The organism is Cetobacterium somerae (assembly GCF_022430525.1).
In the GTDB taxonomy this organism is placed as follows: domain Bacteria; phylum Fusobacteriota; class Fusobacteriia; order Fusobacteriales; family Fusobacteriaceae; genus Cetobacterium_A.
Genome location: NZ_CP092520.1, coordinates 525,997 through 545,713, shown reverse-complemented (window position 1 = coordinate 545,713; position 19,717 = coordinate 525,997). Strand labels below are relative to the sequence as shown.

The window sequence follows — 19,717 nt, the reverse complement described above, 5'->3', positions numbered from 1 at the left end:
GAGGGTGTATATGTCTAAAATTAATATTTATATAGATAAAAATTCAAAAGAAAGCTTATACCTACAGATTTATCAGTGTCTAAAAAAGCAGATTTTATCAGGAGATATTAAAGAGGGAACAAAGTTACCGTCGATTCGCCAAGTTGCAATAAAACTAGATATAAATCAAAATACAGTTATTCAAAGTTATAATATTTTAGAAAAAAAAGGATTGATAAAAAAAATCTCTGGAAAAGGGTGTTTTGTAGAACAAGTTTGTGAATTTGAAATAGAACAAAAAGAGATACCTCTAATAGAAAGTTTTAAGTATGGACAAAATCAAATAGTAGAAAGAATAAATTTTTCAAATGGAACTCCAAGCTCTAAGTATTTTCCTGTTGAAGATTATAAAATTTTTTTTAATGAAGTTATTGAAGAGTATGGAGGAGAGATTTTTCAATATCAAAATGTACAAGGAGTAGATAGTCTTAGATATTTACTTTCAGAGGAGTTTGAAAAAGAAGATATTTTTGTAAAAAAAGAAAATATACAAATAACATCAGGGACTCAACAAGCTTTAGATATTGTTATAAAACTTTTTTCAAAAGAGACAAAACCAACAGTTGTATTATCAGATCCAACTTACCCAAATGCTTTAAATATATTTAAAGGTTGGTGCAATATAAAATCTTTAGATATTAAAGAAGATGGCTGGGATTTAAAAGAGTTTGAAGAGATATTAAAAGAAGAAAAAATAGATTTCGTATATGAATGTATAAATTTTCAAAATCCTACAGGTGTTACTTGGTCTTTGGAAAAGAGAAAACAACTTTTACAACTTGCTCAAAAATATGGGTTTTATATAGTTGAGGATGATAGTTTTTCAGATTTTTACTACACAAAAGAAAAACCTAAAACTTTAAAAAGTTTGGATAAGTTAGGACAAGAAAAAGTTATTTATATAAAAACATATTCAAAGATACTTATGCCAGGAATTGGATTAGCAATAATGACAGTACCAGAAAACCTTATGCAAAGAGTTCTTTTAATAAAATATGGATTAGATACGACAACCTCAGGAATAAACCAAAAAATTTTAGAAAAGTTTATAGTTAGAAATAAATTATATGAACACTTATCTTTTTTGAGAAGAGAATTTGGTGAGAAACAGAAACGATGTTTGGAACTTTTAGATAAAATTCAAGGGTTAAATGTTATGCACAAACCAGACGGTGGTTTTTTTATTTGGGTTAAACTTGCTAATAATGTGGATGGTGAAAAATTTTATTTAAAGTGTAAAGAAGAAGGTGTTGCTCTTTTACCAGGAGCTTTATTTTATAAGGATAAGAGAGATGTTTGTAAAATAAGATTAAGTTTCATATCTCCAACCCTATTTGAAATAGAAAAAGGATTGGAGATACTAGAAAAAATTTTATTTTTTTGTAAGATGGAAAATTCTAAAAAATGTAGTTACTAAAATTATTCCAAGAGCCATAGAACCAGCAATTATTGAAGTTTCCATACCTTTTAGCATAGAATCTTGGTATTTATTTTGAATTAGATATAGCATAGTGTAATAAACTCCACCACCAGGAGCCATAGGAATTAGAGCTGCTATAAGTAGTGTAGGAACTGTAGTTTGTAGTTTTTTTGCCATAATTTCAGAATAAAAAGCAGTGATGGCTGTTGCTAAAAGATAGCATGTAGAGTAAGAATAACCTTCTTTTGTAAAAAGTAAATAAAAAAGCCAGCTTATAGCGCCACCGATTCCTGAATAAATAATAAGTTTGCCTCTAACATTAAAAAGAATAGCAAAACTAACTGTAATAAAAAAAGCAAAGATAACTTCTATAAAAAACATTAAAATCCTCCAAAATTAAAAAAAAGTTTTGTAACTAATCCAGCACCAATAGCTATAGCTCCACCAATCATAAGAACTTCCATAGCTCTTGACGTACCAGAAACTAAATCTCCTGCTATAATATCTCTGATAGAGTTTATAAAAGCAACTCCAGGAACTAATAGCATTAAAGAAGAGATTATACTAATAGATGGTGTTGTAATTATTCCGTTAACATAAAATAAATTAGAAACAAAGGCACAAATTGCTCCAGAAATTAAATTTATAAAGAAGCTATTTAGTTGTAATCCTGAAATAATATAAGAAAATAAAGCAACACCACATCCAGCGACAAAAGCAGCAGCAAAATCGTTTGGTCCTCCTTTAAAAGAAACAACAAAGCTTGCTGCTCCTAATGCAGAGGCAATGAAGTTCATACCAAAACCATAGGGTGATATTTTATTAATATCTTCTAAAGATTTTTTTAATTCTGAAAAAGAGTATTTTTCGATTTCATTTATTAATTTATGAACTTGATGAATTTTATCTAAATTTGTAGATCGAGAACTGATTCTTTCTACTAAAGAAACAACTTCATCATCAATATTTTTTCCAGAAACAATGATACATGTTAATGTAGCAAAGCAGTCAATTTTCAAATTAAAATGTTGACCGATTCGAGCGATAATATCCTCGACTCTATAAACTTCACCTCCGCTAGTAAGAACTATTTTTCCGGCGAAAGTTGCTAGTTGAAGAACACGATGTTCGGTAATTAGTTGTTTTTTTGGCATAAAATCTCCTATAATTATAAAAATTTAAAACATATCTAATAGTAGCATTAAAGTTTCTAAAAAGCAACACAGACATTGTTAAAAAAAATAAAAAAAGTTATTGACACAAACTTTAAATTGTGGTATTATTATCTTGTTGAAAGCGAAAGCAATCACGCCTGGGTGGCGGAATAGGTAGACGCACAGGACTTAAAATCCTGAGCTATCTGATAGCGTGCCGGTTCGATTCCGGCCCCAGGCACCATACAAGTGGTGAGGTTCCCGAGCGGCCAAAGGGATCAGACTGTAAATCTGACGGCTCTGCCTTCGAAGGTTCGAATCCTTCTCTCACCACCATTTTATAAGCCGCTTTAGCTCATCTGGTAGAGCAACTGACTTGTAATCAGTAGGTGATTGGTTCGACTCCGATAAGCGGCACCATAAAAAGTTATTAACTCCTTATAGAAGGAGTTTTTTTATTTTTTGCAACATTTCTTTTTTTAATAAAAAAAATATAGTATAATTTAATAGAAGTATATATAGAAAAAATATTTGGGGGAAATATGAAAAATATATTAATACTATTGCTTTTGATTTATACAAATATAATGGCAGCAAAAAATGTAGTAACTTTAAAATATAAATCTAATGAACCGTTATTAGGAAAGGGGCATTACTTGGTTCTTTCTGATATTCCAATTCCAACCTATCCAAATACAATTGGATATTTTTCAACTGTAGATATTTTAGGAAAAAATTTGAAAATAAATAAAAATTTAGAGAAAGTTATCATTAAAAAAGGTGGAGAAATAATAAAAGAAAAAAGTGTTATTTGGGATAAATATGCTTTTCAAATGGAGAAAATAGATTTAGATGGCTTGATTATAGAGTTAAAATGGAAAAGTTTAAATAGACAAAAAATGGAATTGATGATTTATGAATGGGATTTAAAAGAAAAAGAATATGAATTGGAAATAGAATATAAATATCCTGACAAAATCGAGACACAGGTTCTGAAGATAGAAATGCCTAATTTCAATTCGGATATATATTTAGATTTTGATTATAAAAATCCAATTTTGAAAAAACAAGAGTATGGAAAAAAATATTTGATAGTTAAAAAAATACAATTAAATGATTATAATTTGGAAATAACAAAAAGTGAAAATAAATTAGATGGATTAAGATTGATTTTAAAGCCAGAAGGAGTAATAGAGGGAGATAATCAAGATACGAACTATTATAGAAATACTATTAAAGTTGTCCCTTTGATAGAAAAATATCCAGGGATTTTTCTTGAGGAGTTAGATTATGGTAATATATTTAAAAATTCAAAGGAAATTTTCATAGGATTAGAGCTACCAAAAGATTTAAATTATAATAAGACTTACAAAATTTCAGGAGATATTTTGAGTATAGCTTATAAAAATAAAAAAAATACGTTGATAGATAAAATAGTTATTTTAAGTGGTGAAAAGAAGATTTTTAAAATCATAGGAATAACTAAAAATTATAATAGTCAGGATAAAATACAGATAGGTGATTCAGAAAAAAATAATAAATATTATGAAGTCGAATCTTCAAATAGCATAAATAAAAACTATAAAAACTTGAAAATAAAACTTAATAATATTGAAGAGGTTATAGATAATTTAGGAAATTCTAGAGTAATATTGATTGAAAATATGAAAATTAAAGTTGAGAATGGAAAAGTTTTTGTTTCCATTGATGAGTTGGAAAAATTTGAACAAGGTCAAGAAATAACATATGATATATTAAATAAAAATAATGAAATAATAGATAAAATAAATTTAAAATTTTATATGGAGAATTAAAGCTGGACATGTTAGAATAGGAAATAATAATAAAGAAGAGGTGAAAAAATGAAGAAGCTACTATTATTTTTAATTGCAACTATGTTATTTGTAGGATGTTTTGGAAAAAAAGAGGATATAAGTTCTCAAATTATAGGGAATACATATATTCTTCAAGGTGTTCTTCCAGAAAGTGAAATTGATATTAATTTTGAGAAAGATAAGGTTTCTGGAACTTCAAGTGTTAACAGATATTTTGCAAACTATACATTGGAAGGAAATAAAATTTCGATTCAAGAGCCTGGATCTACTAGAATGATGGGACCTGAAAATTTAATGATACAAGAGCAAGAGTATTTAAAAAATCTTAAAGATTCAAAAGAGATTGAGGTAACAAAAGATGGAATTATACTACTTACAAATTCAGGAGTAAAATTAAATTTTGTTAAAAAATAATAGATTTCTTTTGAAAATATTACTTTTGTTCGTTTTAATTATATTCACAGGATGTTCATCAGCTAGGATTAGTGAAAGAGAAAGAAATGAAAGAACTGCTAAAATAACCGCTTTTTATAAAAGTTGGAAAGGGACTAGATATAGGCTAGGAGGTACAACTAAAAGCGGGGTGGATTGTTCAGCCTTAATGCAGCATCTTTATAAAGAAAAGTTTTCAAAAAAATTGCCAAGAACAACTAAAAATATGGCCCAAGAGGGAGAGAAAATAAAAAAAACTAATTATTGGGAGGTTGGCGATTTAGTATTTTTTAAAATTGGATGGAGAAAAACCCATCATGTTGGAGTTTATTTAGGTAATAATAAATTTATGCATGCCTCAACATCAAAGGGTGTTGTAATTTCTGAGATGGATAGTTATTGGAACAATCATTTTTGGCAAGTTAGAAAAGTATTATAATTAGAGAAGAAGTAGATGTTCTACTTCTTTTTTTTATAATATAAAAAAGAAGTCAAAATAAAAAAATATATTCAAATAATAAATGTTGTATTCAAATAATTGACAAAATAAATTTAAAGTATTATATTATAAAAGTATTTTAAATGCCAAAAGGCTTAATAAAGGAAGATGGGTGAGAATCCCACGCAGCCCCAAGCTACTGTATTGTGGACGAAACTGATAGAACCACTGGATTATAAAATCTGGGAAGGATTAGGAGTAGGATGAAACTGAGTCAGGAGACTTATTTAAAATTTAGTTTTTTATTTTTCATGGGGGAAAAATAAGAAATAAGAGTATATTTTATGACATGATTTTTTGTAATTAAATAAAAACTCCTAATTTCTAATAAAAGCTAAAGTTTAAGAAGTCTTTGGTTTTTTATTAGATTTTTTTATTTTAAAAGAGTAATTGGAGGGAAATATGAACAAAAAATTATTATTACTATCTTTACTTATTGTATCTGGTATAGCAAAAGGTGGAGAAAACAAAAGCTTTGTAAAATTAGAAGATACAGTTATTACAACTCAAAACTTTGAAACAACAGTTAGAGATACTCCCACAAATATTTCTATTATAACAGCAGAGGAAATTGAAAAAAGCGGTTCAACAAATTTAGTTCAAGTTTTAAGAGACGTGCCTGGGTTATTTGCTAGAGAATATGCGGGTGGTGAAATAAGATTTGATTTAAGAGGACAAAACCCAATGTACGCTAATAAAAATATTATTGTTACAATAGATGGTGTTCCTATAAATAGAACAGGTTTAGGAAGTTCTGATAGCTATAATCTTTCTCAAATTCCTGTTGAAAGAATTGAAAGAATTGAAGTTATTCCAAGTGGTGGAGCAGTTTTATATGGTGATGGTTCTGTTGGAGGTATCATTAATATTACTACAAAAACAGTTGAGGATAGACAAAACTACGGTTCTATAAATTTTAATGCTGGAAGTCACGGGTTATTTTCAGAAAATATAACCTATGGAACTAAAATTGGTAATAATTTTCTAAATGAGATTTCATTTAGTAAGTATAATTCTCACGGATCAGGAAGAAAATTATCTGATGGAACTAAAGAAAAAGTTGATAAATACTCTTTTGACTATACAGGAAAATATCTTTTAGATAATGGTGATATAGAGTTTAAATATAGTCATGCAAAATCTGAGACTCACTTAGGAGGAACAATACCTCAATATATATTTGATGAAAATATTAAATATGCATCAAAATTTTCAAAAAGTAAATATGAATTAAATGATTTTTACTTAAAATATAGAGCAGAAGTTTCAGATAGTTTAGAATCTGTAACTTATATTAATTATTTACATAACGATTATTCTCCTTATTCAGGAGGTTTTTATAACAGTAATAGATATAAAGAAAGAAAAGAATATGTTAAATCTCAATTAAAATATAAATATTTAGAAAATAATTATCTTATTTTTGGAGCAGACTACTCACATCATAGAGAAAAGGATTCTATGGCAAATTTAAAAACTTATAAAGATGGAAGAGAAGCTAAAAAAGAAGCTTACGGAATCTTTTTAATGAATAAGATAGAATACAATAAATTTCAATTTATTCAAGGAATAAGAAAAGAATATACTGATTATGATTATTATTTACAAAAGTTAAAGGATGTTAATGACCCTTCTAAATATTATGACATGGAAAGTAAAAAGTTTAATAATACAGGATTAGAATTTGCAATAAACTATTTATATTCAGATACAGGATCGACATATATAAATTATACACGAGGATTTAGAACCCCAAGTGCCACTGAAATGGGAAGCTATGAGCCTATTTTACAAGGAGTTTATGAATACAATAGAAAATCACAAACAAGTGATAATATAGAAATAGGTATAAAAGATTTTGTTGGAAACACTTATCTTTCAGCATCTGTATATTATAATAAAATTGACAATTATATGTATTCTAAAATCCCTACAAATATTGAAGATTGGGATAAGAGTATAACTGGAAATTTAGGTAAAGTTGATAAATATGGTACGGATATAGTTGCAGAGCATTACATAGGAAATCTTACTCTTAGAACAGGAATTTCATATATTCACCATGAATTAAAAGATGGACCTACAAAAGGTGAACCGATTCCAAGCGTTCCTAATTGGAAGGTTACTGCAGGAACAACTTATAACTTTACGCCTAAATTCTCGGCTAGTGTAGATGCTCTTTACCATGGTTCTTATACTGTTTTGGATGCACTAAAATATAAGGTTGGAACATTACCAGAGAGTGGAGATGAAAGTTCACTTGAAAAATATGATGAGAAAGTAGACTCATATATAACAGTAGATTTATCTACTAGTTATCAATTTGAAAATGGGCTTACTTTAACTGCTAGAGTAGACAATTTGTTTGATAAAAAATATGATAGATACGTTGGAGCTTGGGGAGATTTTTCTGGAGATTCTACATATGTAGTTCAACAGCACTTACCTGCTCCTGGAAGGACTTTTACTGTAGGAGCTCTATATAAATTTTAAAAGGAAGAAAATATGAAAATATTAAGAGAAATATTGGAAGATGCAAAAAATAAAATAGTGCAGTTGAATGGGGAAAGGTTATGTAATCAAACTTCTAATTCATGTGGTTGCTGTAATTGGGATTATTCATTAATATCTTTAGATGAAAAGAAAGAGATAATAGAGTTTTTAAAGAAAAATAATGAGATAAGAGAAAAAATATTAAAAAATAAATTAGAGGAAAATATTTGCTATTTTCACGATAAAGAACTAGGAAAATGTTTGATATATAAATTAAGGCCGATATGTTGTAGATATATATCATATAAAATCTATGAAAAAGATGATTGTTTTAAAACTTGCTCTCCTTTAGAACCTTGTAAAAAGGGTTGTTCAACAGTTATAAGAATAGAAAAAAAAGATGTTAGAATAGAAAAATATCCTTTAAAAAGTTATCAGCTAAATGATGAAAGATATTATTTTATAGATGATAAGGTGATAGAAGAGTATAAGAAATATAAAAATAAACAAAATGTTAAGTTAAACAGTGTGATAGAAGAGATAAAAAAGTGATTGCTATCGCAATCACTTTTTTGATAATCTGTAGTTAAAAATAGCTGCTCCAATAATTATTAATCCACCAATCAGACTTAAAGTATCTGGAATTTCTTTCCAAAAAATAAAACCGATTATAGCTGAAAATATAATACTTAAGTACTGGTATATAGAAACTTCACTAGCTAAAGCATATTTATAAGCGTATGCTAAACCGATTTGTCCAACAGTTGCGAAAATACCAGTTAAAATAAGATAAAATAATTGAACCCCACTAGGAATAACGAACCCTTGGATTAACATAGGTGGAATCATTCCAACCATAGAAAAAGCTGAAAACCATAAAACTAAAGTTGATGGTTCTTCCATAGTTCTAAGATATCTAACTAAAGTATAGGCACCACCAGCAAAAATAGCTGACAAGAATCCTGCTAGAGCTGGAAGCATTTCAAAACTAAATTTAGGTTTGATAACAAGAAGAGCTCCAAATAATACAACGATTAAAATTGGGATTTGATGCCTTTCAAGTTTTTCTTTTAGAAATAATGTAGCAAAAATAGTTACAAAGAATGGTGAAAGTTTATTTAATAAAGCTGAATCAGCTAAATAAAGTTTGTTTATACAATAAAAATATAAAACTGCACCAGTTAACCCGATAACACATCTGTAAACCATAAATAATCTACTTTTATTACTACTTCCCCAAATATTTATATTTTGTCCTCTCATTGTAAAAAGTAACATAACTACACCAATAAGATTTCTAAAAAAAAGTTTTTCAAAAGTCGAGATATCGCTACCAATAAATTTAACTGTAGCTCCCATTAGTGCCATCCCTAAAGCAGAGATACACATCCAAATTGTACCTTTTAATCTATCATTCATATATAACCTCCTAAAGTAAAAATATTATAACATGAAAAAATGTTAAATTCTACTTAATAAGTATAAAAAAAAGAGCCGATAGGCTCTTTTTGAATTATTCAACAGTTACTGATTTTGCTAGATTTCTAGGTTTATCTACATCGATACCTTTATCTACTGATGTGAAGTATGATAAAAGTTGTAATGGAATAATAGCTAATAAAACAGAGAAAACATCTTCAATATCTTCTACGCCGATAAACTCATCAGAAACATTAATAGCTTCTTCACAAGATTTTCTTGCAATAGTTATAATATGTGCACCTCTAGCTTTAAGCTCTTTTATATTTGATATTGTTTTTTCTAAAAGATTTGACTGCATTCCAATAACTACAACGGGTGTTCCCGGTTCTATTAAAGCTATTGAACCGTGCTTTAACTCTCCAGCAGGAAAGGCTTCAGTATGAATATATGTAATCTCTTTCATTTTTAATGATCCTTCTAGAGCTGTAGCAAAATCCACACCTCTTCCAATATAAAAACCATTATGCTTATCTTTCATGAAGTTTGCAACACTTTTGATAATTTCGGTATTATCTAAAGTAGTTTTGATTTTTTCTGGAATACTATATAAAGAAGATATTAACTTTTCTGCTTTTTCTTTAGCTAATCTTCCTTTTTTCTCAGCTAAATATATAGCTAATAATTGAAAAATAGTCACTTGTGTTGTATAAGCTTTAGTAGAAGCAACTGCAATTTCAGGGCCAGCCATAGTATAAATTGTATTATGAGCTTCTCTTGAAATAGTTGAACCAACAACGTTAGTAATAGCTAATGTTTTTGCACCTCTAGATTTTGCTTCTTTTAAAGCAGCAAGTGTATCTAAGGTTTCACCAGATTGGCTTACAAAAATAGCTAAGGTGTTTTCGTTAACAAAAGGATTCATATATCTATATTCAGATGCAATTTCAACTAAAGAGTTAATTCTAGAAATTTCTCTTAAAGCATATTGGCCTTGTAATCCAGCATGATACGCAGTTCCACAAGCAACAATATGAATCATATCAAATTTATTGATTTCATCATCAGATAAAACATCAGAGAAGTCAATGATTCCATTGTGAACTCTTCTATTCAAAGTTTCTTCGATAGATTTTGGCTGTTCGAAAATTTCTTTAATCATAAAATGAGGGAAACCACCTTTAGTAGCCTGTTCGTAGTCCCATTCAATGACTTTAATTTCTCTTCTTACAGAATTTAAAGTTTTGTCAAAGATTTCAATAGAGTCAGCAGTTAATCTAGCGATATCTCCATCTTCTAAAAAATACACATTCTTAGTATATTTTAGAAGTGCAGGGACATCAGATGCGATAATGTTTTCATTTTTTCCAACTCCGATTACAAGTGGACTATCCTTTCTTGCACAGATAATTTCATCTGGAAAATCTTTATGAAGAATTCCAAGAGCATAACTTCCTCTAAGTTGTTTTATAGCTTCTGTAACAGCATTAAAAAGGTTTCCTTTATAAAGAGAATGAATAAGATGCGCAACTACTTCAGTATCTGTATCAGAATTGAATCTATAACCTTTCTCAATAAGTTCATTTTTTAATATTGAATAGTTTTCAATAATTCCATTATGAACTACTGCAATAGACATATCTTCACTAAAGTGAGGATGAGAATTTCTATCAGATGGCTCACCATGAGTAGCCCATCTTGTATGACCGATTCCAATATGAGAGTCTAAATCCATTCCCTCTAGGTGAGTTTCTAAATTTTTTAGTTTACCTTTTTTCTTTTCAACTATAATTTTAGAATCCTTTATAATTGCGATACCAGCTGAGTCGTATCCTCTGTACTCAAGTTTTTCTAACCCTTGTAAAACAACACTTTTAGCATCTCCTTTTCCTATGTAACCAACAATTCCACACATAAAAAATCCTCCTTAAAATATTTAATTTTCAATGTTCTTTATATTTAAGAAGAATCACTACTTACTTTCCTTTGTCCTAAAAGTCACCCTTTAGATTTGTAGAAGGTCTAAGGTTGTAGTCACCTCTGGAATACCCGCCGAATGTTCGATGATTCCAGTCCTCGTCAACTTAAAAAGTTCTGGCGCTTAGTTTCTTTTTAATTCTCCTAAATATAGAGTCATTCAATGGTATCATAAGTTGAAAAAAGTTGCAATAAAATTTTTTTTATAAAAAAATAAAAAACTTGTTGACTTTTGTTGAAAAAAATGGTACTATTATTTTGTTGAAAGCGAAAGCGAGAAATCAACGCCTGGGTGGCGGAATAGGTAGACGCACAGGACTTAAAATCCTGAGCTATCTGATAGCGTGCCGGTTCGATTCCGGCCCCAGGCACCATTTTATGGTGGCCGTAGTTCAGTTGGTAGAGCGCCAGTTTGTGGATCTGGTTGTCGCGGGTTCGAATCCCGTCGGTCACCCCATAAAATTTATAAAAATGCGGGAGTAGCTCAGTTGGTAGAGCGTCAGCCTTCCAAGCTGAATGTCGCGAGTTCGACCCTCGTCTCCCGCTCCATAAAAAAATGCGTCATTAGCTCAGATGGTAGAGCACACGACTTTTAATCGTGTTGTCACTGGTTCGAGCCCAGTATGACGCACCACTTTGGGGTGTCGCCAAGCGGTAAGGCAACGGACTTTGACTCCGTCATGCGTTGGTTCGAATCCAGCCACCCCAGCCATTTGCCTAGATAGCTCAGTTGGCTAGAGCACCCGGTTCATACCCGGGCGGTCGAAGGTTCGAATCCTTTTCTAGGCACCATTTTGAAATTTTAAGCACAGATTACTCTGTGCTTTTTTTATTATTTATTCAAAAATTTTATTATTTCACTATTTACAAATGCAGGATTTTCTAAATTAGATATATGTCCAGCATTTGGAATAATAGTTAGTTTTGAGTTTTTAACTAGCTTATGCATTTCAAGACTTTCATATGCTGGTCTAGGGATATCTTCATCTCCAACTAAAAATAAGGTTGGATTTTTAATATTTTTCATTTCATTTAGAAGATTTTCTCTTTGAAAAATTTCTCTTCCTAATTTAACAATAGTATCAATATTTTTCTCTTTTTTATTCATAAGTTCATTTTTAAAATTTCTATAAAAAATTCCTTTAGAATTCCCTTCATTTTTACTAAAAAACATTGGGGTAATTATATTTGCAAGTTCTTCTGGAATATACTTTAAATGTTCAATAGTATTTAATAAATTTATATATTTTTCTTGTGTTGAAATAGGCTCATCTCCAGAATATCCATCCATTAAAACTAATTTTTTAATTCGATTATTATAATTTAATGCTAAATAAGTACCTAACATAGCACCTACAGATAAACCAATATAATCGAATTGTTTTATATTTAATTGGTCTGCTATATTAATTATATCTTCAGTAAGTTCTTTAAGAGAACAAGTATCCTCTTTATTTAAAAAGTCAGATTCACCATGCCCCCATAAATCTATAGAGATACACTTGAAGCTTTTTGAAAGTTCTTTTAGTTGAGGCTCCCACATATTACTATCCCAAAGATATGAGTGGATAAAAATAATTGGATCTCCTTCTCCTAAAATATTTACTTTTATTTTTTTATTTTTTCTTAATGTAATATACATTTATTCACCACCTTTATATTGTTAGTTATAATTTTAATACAAAAAACTACAAAATGATAATTTTTTACATAAATATTGAAAAAATATACTTTGAATATTAAATTTTATACATTAAAATAAATATTTTATGTAAAAAAATATGGGTATTCATGTAGATTCTATCTTAATATAAAATTTATTAGATATAATAAAATAAAAACAGATGAAAATTAGGAGGATTTAATGAAAAGAATAATACTAATAATTATATCTACTTTTATGTTATTAACGGGATGTAGTAGTGTAAATACGATAGTAAAAAAGAGAAATTTAGAAGTACAAACTCAAATGTCAGAAACGATTTGGCTAAATCCAGAGTATGTAGGAGATAAAACAATTTTTGTTCAAGTTAAGAATACAACTCCAAAAACATTAAATATTGAAAATAGTATAAAAAGTTTATTAATTTCAAAAGGATATAAGATAACAAATAACCCTAAAAAATCAAACTATTGGTTACAAGCTAATATCTTAAAATTAAATAAAGAGGATTTAAGAAATAGTAATCCAGCAGAAGCAGGTTTAGTAGGTGCAGGAGTAGGAGGAGCACTAGGAGCGTATAATACTGGTTCTGTAAATAGTGCAATAGGATTAGGTTTAGTAGGTGGAGTTGTAGCTACAGCTGCAGATGCTTTAGTTGAAGACGTGTATTATGTAATGATAACAGATATAGTAATTAGTGAAAGAACAAGTAAAAAAGTAGTTATAGATAATGTAAATCTTATAAAGCAAGGAACTAGAGGAGTTGCGGCAACAACATCTGTAGATTCAGGAAATATGAATAAATATCAAACACGTGTAGTTAGTACAGCAAATAAGGTTAATTTAAAATTTGAAGAAGCGACTCCATTATTAGAAGGAGAACTTATAAACTCAATTTCTAATATCTTTTAAAAAATACCCCAATCGAAATTTTCTTTTAGAAAAGAAATAGGTTGGGGTATATTTTTCTTGTATATCTTTTATAAGAAAAGGTATAATGAAAAAAATATAATTAAAATAAAGGAGAGAAAATGCATAGAAAAAGTCTTATTTTCATTTTTTTAATAACAGCTTTGTTTTCTTTTAAGTTATTGGAATTATCAAAAGTAAAAAAGGATTTTATATACGTAGTTCCTAAGATAAAGAATTTTGAAGTGTTAGAGAGAAATATAGGAGAATATACGCTATCTCCTATTGATGGAAATATTTTAAAAGAGAAAATAGAACAACGTAATTTTTTAAATGGTAGTTTATTTTATAATGTTCCAAATGGCGAATATCTTTTAAAGGGAAAATACAGAGATGATTCAGATGAATACATTTTAAAGAAGCAAAAAAATTGGGAAAAAATATATTTAAATTTAGAGGGAGTAAAATTTTCTAAAATTCAAGAAGTTTTTTTGAATTTTTTAACAGCATGTTTAATAGGTTTTAATATTTTTATATATTTAAATAGTAGACATAGAATTCCTAAAGGAAATAGTTTAAAAGTTATATTTTTTCTTTTAATAGGAAAGATGTTATTTAGTTTACGGATAGGATTTCAAAATAACTATCTAATTATGGCTGAATACACAATAACACGAGTGCTTTTATTTTTATTAATATTTTATTTTTTAGAAAATATTTTATCTAAAAAATTTAAAAAATTTAGAATTTTTATTTGGAGTTGTTTAGGTATAATTTATTTTTATAATATAGTAACTCTATTAATATTGTATTCGCCACAGTTTTATGTATATTTATTAGAAGAATCACCAGTCTTTTTAAATATTATTAGAACAGCTAGAAGGGTAATAGATTTAACTAGAATAATTTTTATAATTACACTGTTTCAATTTTTTATTCAAAGAAGAAAAGTTCGAAAAAAAATATCTTTTAGTTGGATTGCCATAGGAATAACATATTTTGTTTTAGAATTTTTCAGAGAACTGTTTCCAAAAGAGAGAAATTTATATTACTTTATAGAATTAATGGAGATTTGTTATATTTATTGGTGTCTTGTTTTTTATATTTTTAAGATATATACAGAAAATGTAATGAGAGCTATAAGATATTCTATAGGTGTAACCTTGAGCTATATATCTCTTTTCTATTTTAAAACTTTAACAGAGCCAGCTGTAATTTTAGGAACCATAATTATTTTAGATTTTTATACGAATATTATTGAAGGTATAATGAAATATAAAAATGAAGCGGTTGATAAAATATATAATAGGCTATGTTTAGTTAGAGATGTAAAAACCTTTGAAAAACTTCTACAAAAAGAAATTTTAAAAAATGTAACATTAGTAGATGTAAAAGTAAAAATACTTTTTGATCCAGAAGAGTATAAAGAATTTATTACAGAAGGTGATGATAATGAAATTGTTATTTCAAAAGATATGATAAAACTAGAAGAGTATAGTTCAGCTTACAGAATTGAATTTAACGAGAATAAATATATTGCTTTAATTTTTGTTGAAGAAGGAGATACGCCTCTAACAATAGAAGAACAAAATTTTTTATTAGACCTTTCTAATAAAATAGGAAGTATAGTCAGTAAAATTAGATTAGACTCTTTATATGAGGAGTTGATTTAAATGATATTAGGGATAGATGTAGATAATAATTTGAAAATAATTTTAAATGAAGTTATTCCTTATAAATGTATTGACTTAAGAAAAAATAGCGATGAAATTCAAAATGTTGATGTTATTATAATTGACTCAAAAACAGAAAATATAGATGAAAAATTAATTGAATATAAAAAAAGAAATTTAAAAGTAATTGCATTAGTTGGAGAAAATGAAACTAGGGAGATGCGAAAATTATTTTTAAGTAACTTAGTAAATGATTGTTTAATTAGGAAAGATATTTTTGAGCTAGAAGAGTGTATACAGCAGTTAGAGAAAAAAGAGAGTAAAATAAACTCTTTTTATCTTTTTGACAGTTTTAAAAGAGGTATATACAATTTTTCAGAAGTAAATTATATCACATATTCAAGTGTTTCAAGGAGAACAGAATTTCATTTAACAAATTCAGAAATTTTTGATATAAAGAAAAATTTCTCTGAAGTAGAGGAAAAAATTATTCATACAAATATTTTTTATAAATTAGATAGAGGAACTATAATTAATATCCAACTGATAGAAGTTTTAGATTATAAAGAAGAAGTTATAGTTTTTAAAAATAAAGATTTTATTTACACTAGTAAATTGAAACTAAAAGAACTTGAAGATAAATGTAATTTAATGAATAATAGAATTGTATTAGGTCTGTAAAAAAACCTCTAATTTTACTTAGAGGTTTTTTTTATTAATTTTTATGCCAATGTATAATCATATTGTTAATTCTTTTAGTAGTTTCAAGAGTGTTTTCTGCACCAACTAATTCAGAAACAAGACAAATAGACTTTGCTCCTAGAGCAAGAACTTTATCTATATTATTTTCTTTGATTCCACCAATTGCAACATAAGGTAATTTAATATTTTTGTTAACAAAATCCAAATATTCTAAAGTAACTAGAGCACATACATCCTCTTTAGTTTCTGTATAAAAAATTGGTCCTACTCCAATATAATCAGCCCCATCTATAATGGCTTGTTGTGCTTCTTGAGGATTGTGAGTAGAAATTCCAATAATTTTATTTTCACCTAAAATTTTTCTAACGTCTTTTATAGGAAGATCGTCTTGTCCAATATGAATTCCATCAGCTTCCGATAAAAGAGCAATATCAAGATAGTCGTTAACTATAAAAGTTGCATTATATTTTAGTGTCAACTTTCTTAAAGCTTTAGCTTCTTCTAAAAGAAGTTTTAAATCTCTCTTTTTTTCTCTGTATTGTATGATTTTAGCTCCGCCTTTTAAAAGGTCTTCACAATATTCTAAAAATTTTTTATTTTTTCCAGATTTAGAATCTGTTATTGCATAAACTCCAATGGGTAAATCAAATTTTTTCATCGGAAAATCCTCCTATTATATCTAAAACTTTATTTGCCATAAGACACGCAATAAACATAACTTTAGTCGAATATGTTTGATAAATTTTTATATCACTATAAAAATCCCCAATCACAGTTAGTTTATTAAATGTTAAATTTTTTATATTTTTTAAATCTCTTCCACCGATACCATTTGCAGATATAATATATTTAGTCGAGTAGTTTTCAATTAAAAGAGTTTTAAATTCTTTTTTATCAAAAGCTTCAATAATGATATCACAGTCTGAAAAAAAATCTAAGATATTATTTTTATCAATTTTTTCTACGAAAAAATCAATGTTTAAATTTTCATTAATAGATTTTAGATTTTTTATCAATGTAGGAGCTTTGTATAATCCTATTTGATTTTCAAAATAAAATTGTCTATTTAAATTAGTTTCTTCAATTTTATCGAAATCGACTAAAATAAAATTTTTAATACCTGCTCTAACTAGGTTCATAGCTACATTTGAACCTATACCACCGCAACCAGCAATACCTATTTTAATCATAAACTACCTTCCCAATCTTTAAAAATAGGTTGATATCCCTTAGTTTTTAGCATAGAAACAATCTCTTGTACGCTTCTATGGTCATCTGTTTCAAACTGAGGTTCTGAGTTATTTGAAAGAGAGTATCCTCCTACTTCTGTAACGGAACCAGCAGAATATTTAGTGACTCCTAAAGGTAGTAAATTATCTCTAAAATTTTGTCCTTCTCTAGTTGAAATATTTATTCCAACCATAGGAAAAGCCAAACGATAAGCTAAGATAAACTGTACAAATTCCTTATCGTTTACAATATTTTCAGGTTTAATATTTCTATAAGCTTCTTTGATCCTAGGAAGAGATATAGAAAATTGAGAGCCTAAGAAATTATTTATTAAATATTTTAGATGCATACCCGCTAAAAATGCTTCTTCAACAGGGTTTCCAAGTCCAAATAGAGTGCCAATATTAATGGATCTTAAATTGGCTAGAGCTGCTCTTTTAGGAGTTTCTAATCTGTAGCTATAATCTGTTTTATTTCCTTTTAGATGATATTTAGAGTATGTCTCTTTATGGTAACACTCTTGATAAACAGTGACACCATCGAGTCCAACTTCATATAGAATGTTATATTCTTCTTGTGAAAGAGGTTGGACTTCAATTATAACAGTAGAAAAATATTTTTTTAAAATTTTAATCGAATTTTTTAAATACTCTATAGAATTTATAGAGCTTTCTCCAGTTAATAAAATAATGCTATGAATTCCAAGAGTTTCAGAGATAAAAATAGCTTCTTTTTCAATTTCTTCAAGAGTTAAATGACGCCTTTTAATTGGATTTGAATGTTTAAAGCCACAGTAACTGCATTCATTATCACAAATATTTGAAATATATAAAGGTGCATAGATATGAATTTCTTTACCAAAATATTGCTCAGTTATAGTATTAGCTTTTAAAGCCATTTTTTCCAATAAGTTTGAAGCTTTTGGAGAAAGCAAAGCTAAAAATTCTAAGTCTTCAAGAATTTTATCTCCACTATTTTTAATAATATTTTCTATATCAGAGGTGCTTAATTTTTCAAAAAAAATTTCATAATTAAAAGATTTATAATGTTGTAAAAATTTATCCATAAGTTCTCACTAATCCCTTAAAAATCCAGTAAGAGGAGAAGAAGCAATAGCGCTATTATTAATTTTACCACACTTAGCTAGGTAAGCTTCTCGTCCAGCTTGAACAGCTTTATTAAAAGCTATGGACATTTTTACAGGATCACCACTAGTTGCAATAGCAGTATCGACTAAAACGGCACTGCACCCCATTTCCATAGCTTCACATGCGTGAGAGGGTTTTCCAATTCCAGCATCAACAATAATAGGAAGAGTACAATTTTCAACAAGAATTTCAATCATTGGCTTTGTTAGAAGTCCTTTATTTGATCCAATAGGAGCACCAAGTGGCATAATAGCTGCTGCTCCAGCAACTTCTAATTTTTTAGCGACAATTAAATCTGGATTGATATATGGCATAACAATAAATCCTTCTTTAGCAAGTACTTCAGTAGCTTTTATAGTTTCTTCATTATCTGGCATCAAGTATTTCATATCACTTATAATTTCAATTTTTATAAAATCACCACAACCAGCTTCTCTAGCAATTCTTGCAATTTTAATAGCTTCTTCAGCATTTCTTGCTCCACTTGTGTTAGGAAGAAGTTTGATGTTTTGTGGAATATATTCTAAAATATTTTCACTTTTTCCAGTGACATCAACTCTTCTTAGTGCGACCGTAATCATTTCACTGCCGCATTTATTTAACATTTCATTGATTAATGAATATTTTGAAAATTTTCCACTACCTGTAATAAGACGATTATTAAATTCTATTCCACCTATAAATAATTTATCCATAATTAACCTCCACATACAAAATTTAAGACTTCAATTGAATATCCTTCTTCAATAGTAATATCAAGTTGTTCTTTTTTTATAATGTTGTTATTGAGTAAAATAATGAGACTGTCAGTATTTAAATTTAAAGAATGAATAAAGTCTCTAATTGTGCTAGTAGAATCGATAGATAGGGATTCGCCATTAAATTTAAAATTCAAAATAAATTACCTCCTTTTTATTGTTAAGGTGGCTATTTTATAAAAAAAAGCTATACCCAATAGAGTATAGCCTTTTAATCAGTTATATAATAATAACTTGATAAAATAGCTTCCCTACGTTGGTTTTAACCAAATCAGGTTCGAAGGGTTAACTTTTTTCAAAGTCTCTCAGCCAAAACGGCACCCCTAGCAAGAACATTTTACATCAAATAAAAAAAAAATCAAATAA

Annotated in this window: 19 protein-coding genes, 9 tRNA genes and 2 riboswitches; of the genes, 18 read left to right on the top strand and 10 right to left on the bottom strand. The window is 28.1% G+C overall.

The features are described from left to right. Positions 1–10: 10 nt before the first annotated feature. On the top strand, positions 11–1,456 hold the full coding sequence (gene pdxR, locus MKD34_RS11580) for a MocR-like pyridoxine biosynthesis transcription factor PdxR (RefSeq protein WP_240220560.1): 1,446 nt from the start codon (positions 11–13) through the stop codon (positions 1,454–1,456). On the opposite strand, the gene MKD34_RS11575 is transcribed toward pdxR, so the two are convergent. Then, positions 1,412–1,840, bottom strand: coding sequence for a threonine/serine exporter family protein (locus MKD34_RS11575; RefSeq protein ID WP_240220558.1), 429 nt, complete (start codon positions 1,838–1,840; stop codon positions 1,412–1,414). The genes pdxR and MKD34_RS11575 overlap by 45 nt on opposite strands. Then, the gene (locus tag MKD34_RS11570; protein WP_023051904.1) at positions 1,840–2,613 is read right to left on the bottom strand and encodes a threonine/serine exporter family protein; all 774 of its coding nucleotides are present in this window, start codon (positions 2,611–2,613) and stop codon (positions 1,840–1,842) included. Before MKD34_RS11570 ends, MKD34_RS11575 begins: the two co-directional genes overlap by 1 nt. A gap of 156 nt (positions 2,614–2,769) precedes the next feature. Between MKD34_RS11570 and MKD34_RS11565 the strand changes: the two genes are divergently transcribed. The 8 genes from MKD34_RS11565 (at position 2,770) to MKD34_RS11530 (ending at position 8,424) form a co-directional block, all read left to right on the top strand. Continuing rightward, a tRNA-Leu gene (locus tag MKD34_RS11565) sits at positions 2,770–2,857 on the top strand. Positions 2,858–2,864: 7 nt separating this feature from the next. Further along, positions 2,865–2,949 (top strand) — tRNA-Tyr (locus tag MKD34_RS11560). An 8-nt stretch (positions 2,950–2,957) separates the two neighbouring features. Further along, positions 2,958–3,033 (top strand) — tRNA-Thr (locus MKD34_RS11555). A 122-nt stretch (positions 3,034–3,155) separates the two neighbouring features. After that, on the top strand, positions 3,156–4,427 hold the full coding sequence (locus MKD34_RS11550; protein ID WP_240220556.1) for a hypothetical protein: 1,272 nt from the start codon (positions 3,156–3,158) through the stop codon (positions 4,425–4,427). 48 nt (positions 4,428–4,475) lie between these two features. After that, a complete protein-coding gene (locus MKD34_RS11545; protein WP_240220554.1) occupies positions 4,476–4,862 on the top strand; it encodes an META domain-containing protein in 387 nt (128 codons plus the stop codon). Further along, positions 4,849–5,319, top strand: coding sequence for a C40 family peptidase (locus tag MKD34_RS11540; protein ID WP_240220552.1), 471 nt, complete (start codon positions 4,849–4,851; stop codon positions 5,317–5,319). The genes MKD34_RS11545 and MKD34_RS11540 overlap by 14 nt, the downstream gene beginning before the upstream one ends. 124 nt (positions 5,320–5,443) lie before the next feature. Beyond that, positions 5,444–5,624, top strand: a riboswitch (cobalamin riboswitch). A 157-nt stretch (positions 5,625–5,781) separates the two neighbouring features. Then, entirely contained in the window at positions 5,782–7,872 is a 2,091-nt protein-coding gene (locus tag MKD34_RS11535; RefSeq protein ID WP_240220550.1) for a TonB-dependent receptor, read from the top strand. A 12-nt stretch (positions 7,873–7,884) separates the two neighbouring features. Then, complete coding sequence (locus MKD34_RS11530) at positions 7,885–8,424, top strand: YkgJ family cysteine cluster protein (protein WP_240220548.1); 540 nt, start codon at positions 7,885–7,887, stop codon at positions 8,422–8,424. Between the two features lie 12 nt (positions 8,425–8,436). Here the strand turns inward: MKD34_RS11530 and MKD34_RS11525 are convergent, their stop codons facing one another. Continuing rightward, positions 8,437–9,291: a DMT family transporter gene (locus MKD34_RS11525; protein WP_240220547.1), complete on the bottom strand. Its 855-nt coding sequence runs from the start codon at positions 9,289–9,291 to the stop codon at positions 8,437–8,439. Between the two features lie 94 nt (positions 9,292–9,385). Next, entirely contained in the window at positions 9,386–11,206 is a 1,821-nt protein-coding gene (glmS, locus tag MKD34_RS11520) for a glutamine--fructose-6-phosphate transaminase (isomerizing) (RefSeq protein ID WP_240220545.1), read from the bottom strand. 348 nt (positions 11,207–11,554) lie between these two features. Here glmS and MKD34_RS11515 point away from each other — a divergent pair. The 6 genes from MKD34_RS11515 (at position 11,555) to MKD34_RS11490 (ending at position 12,060) form a co-directional block, all read left to right on the top strand. Next, positions 11,555–11,642, top strand: a tRNA-Leu gene (locus MKD34_RS11515). Positions 11,643–11,649: 7 nt separating this feature from the next. Next, a tRNA-His gene (locus tag MKD34_RS11510) sits at positions 11,650–11,725 on the top strand. 16 nt (positions 11,726–11,741) lie between these two features. Continuing rightward, a tRNA-Gly gene (locus MKD34_RS11505) sits at positions 11,742–11,817 on the top strand. A 9-nt stretch (positions 11,818–11,826) separates the two neighbouring features. Continuing rightward, positions 11,827–11,902, top strand: a tRNA-Lys gene (locus tag MKD34_RS11500). 3 nt (positions 11,903–11,905) lie between these two features. Beyond that, a tRNA-Gln gene (locus MKD34_RS11495) sits at positions 11,906–11,980 on the top strand. Positions 11,981–11,983: 3 nt separating this feature from the next. Further along, positions 11,984–12,060, top strand: a tRNA-Met gene (locus MKD34_RS11490). 40 nt (positions 12,061–12,100) lie between these two features. Here MKD34_RS11490 and MKD34_RS11485 read toward each other — a convergent pair. Then, positions 12,101–12,910 (bottom strand): alpha/beta fold hydrolase, encoded by an 810-nt coding sequence (locus MKD34_RS11485; RefSeq protein WP_240220543.1) that lies wholly within the window; start codon positions 12,908–12,910, stop codon positions 12,101–12,103. A gap of 222 nt (positions 12,911–13,132) precedes the next feature. On the opposite strand from MKD34_RS11485, the gene traT reads away from it, so the two are divergent. The 3 genes from traT to MKD34_RS11470 all read left to right on the top strand — a co-directional run bounded on the left by traT (position 13,133) and on the right by MKD34_RS11470 (position 16,194). Further along, on the top strand, positions 13,133–13,843 hold the full coding sequence (traT, locus tag MKD34_RS11480; protein ID WP_240220541.1) for a complement resistance protein TraT: 711 nt from the start codon (positions 13,133–13,135) through the stop codon (positions 13,841–13,843). A 119-nt stretch (positions 13,844–13,962) separates the two neighbouring features. Beyond that, on the top strand, positions 13,963–15,513 hold the full coding sequence (locus tag MKD34_RS11475; RefSeq protein ID WP_240220539.1) for a hypothetical protein: 1,551 nt from the start codon (positions 13,963–13,965) through the stop codon (positions 15,511–15,513). Then, positions 15,514–16,194: a LytTR family transcriptional regulator DNA-binding domain-containing protein gene (locus MKD34_RS11470; protein ID WP_240220531.1), complete on the top strand. Its 681-nt coding sequence runs from the start codon at positions 15,514–15,516 to the stop codon at positions 16,192–16,194. Positions 16,195–16,228: 34 nt separating this feature from the next. Here the strand turns inward: MKD34_RS11470 and thiE are convergent, their stop codons facing one another. The 5 genes from thiE to thiS are packed head-to-tail and all read right to left on the bottom strand — an operon-like array spanning position 16,229 to position 19,488. Continuing rightward, entirely contained in the window at positions 16,229–16,873 is a 645-nt protein-coding gene (thiE, locus tag MKD34_RS11465) for a thiamine phosphate synthase (RefSeq protein WP_240220529.1), read from the bottom strand. Further along, positions 16,860–17,405, bottom strand: coding sequence for a sulfur carrier protein ThiS adenylyltransferase ThiF (gene thiF / locus MKD34_RS11460; RefSeq protein ID WP_240220527.1), 546 nt, complete (start codon positions 17,403–17,405; stop codon positions 16,860–16,862). The genes thiE and thiF overlap by 14 nt, the downstream gene beginning before the upstream one ends. Continuing rightward, complete coding sequence (thiH, locus tag MKD34_RS11455; protein ID WP_240220525.1) at positions 17,402–18,511, bottom strand: 2-iminoacetate synthase ThiH; 1,110 nt, start codon at positions 18,509–18,511, stop codon at positions 17,402–17,404. The genes thiF and thiH overlap by 4 nt, the downstream gene beginning before the upstream one ends. A 9-nt stretch (positions 18,512–18,520) precedes the next feature. After that, positions 18,521–19,288, bottom strand: a complete 768-nt coding sequence (locus MKD34_RS11450) for a thiazole synthase (protein ID WP_240220523.1) — start codon at positions 19,286–19,288, stop codon at positions 18,521–18,523. Positions 19,289–19,290: 2 nt separating this feature from the next. After that, entirely contained in the window at positions 19,291–19,488 is a 198-nt protein-coding gene (thiS, locus tag MKD34_RS11445) for a sulfur carrier protein ThiS (RefSeq protein WP_240220521.1), read from the bottom strand. 94 nt (positions 19,489–19,582) lie between these two features. After that, positions 19,583–19,686, bottom strand: a riboswitch (TPP riboswitch). Between the last annotated feature and the right edge of the window lie 31 nt (positions 19,687–19,717).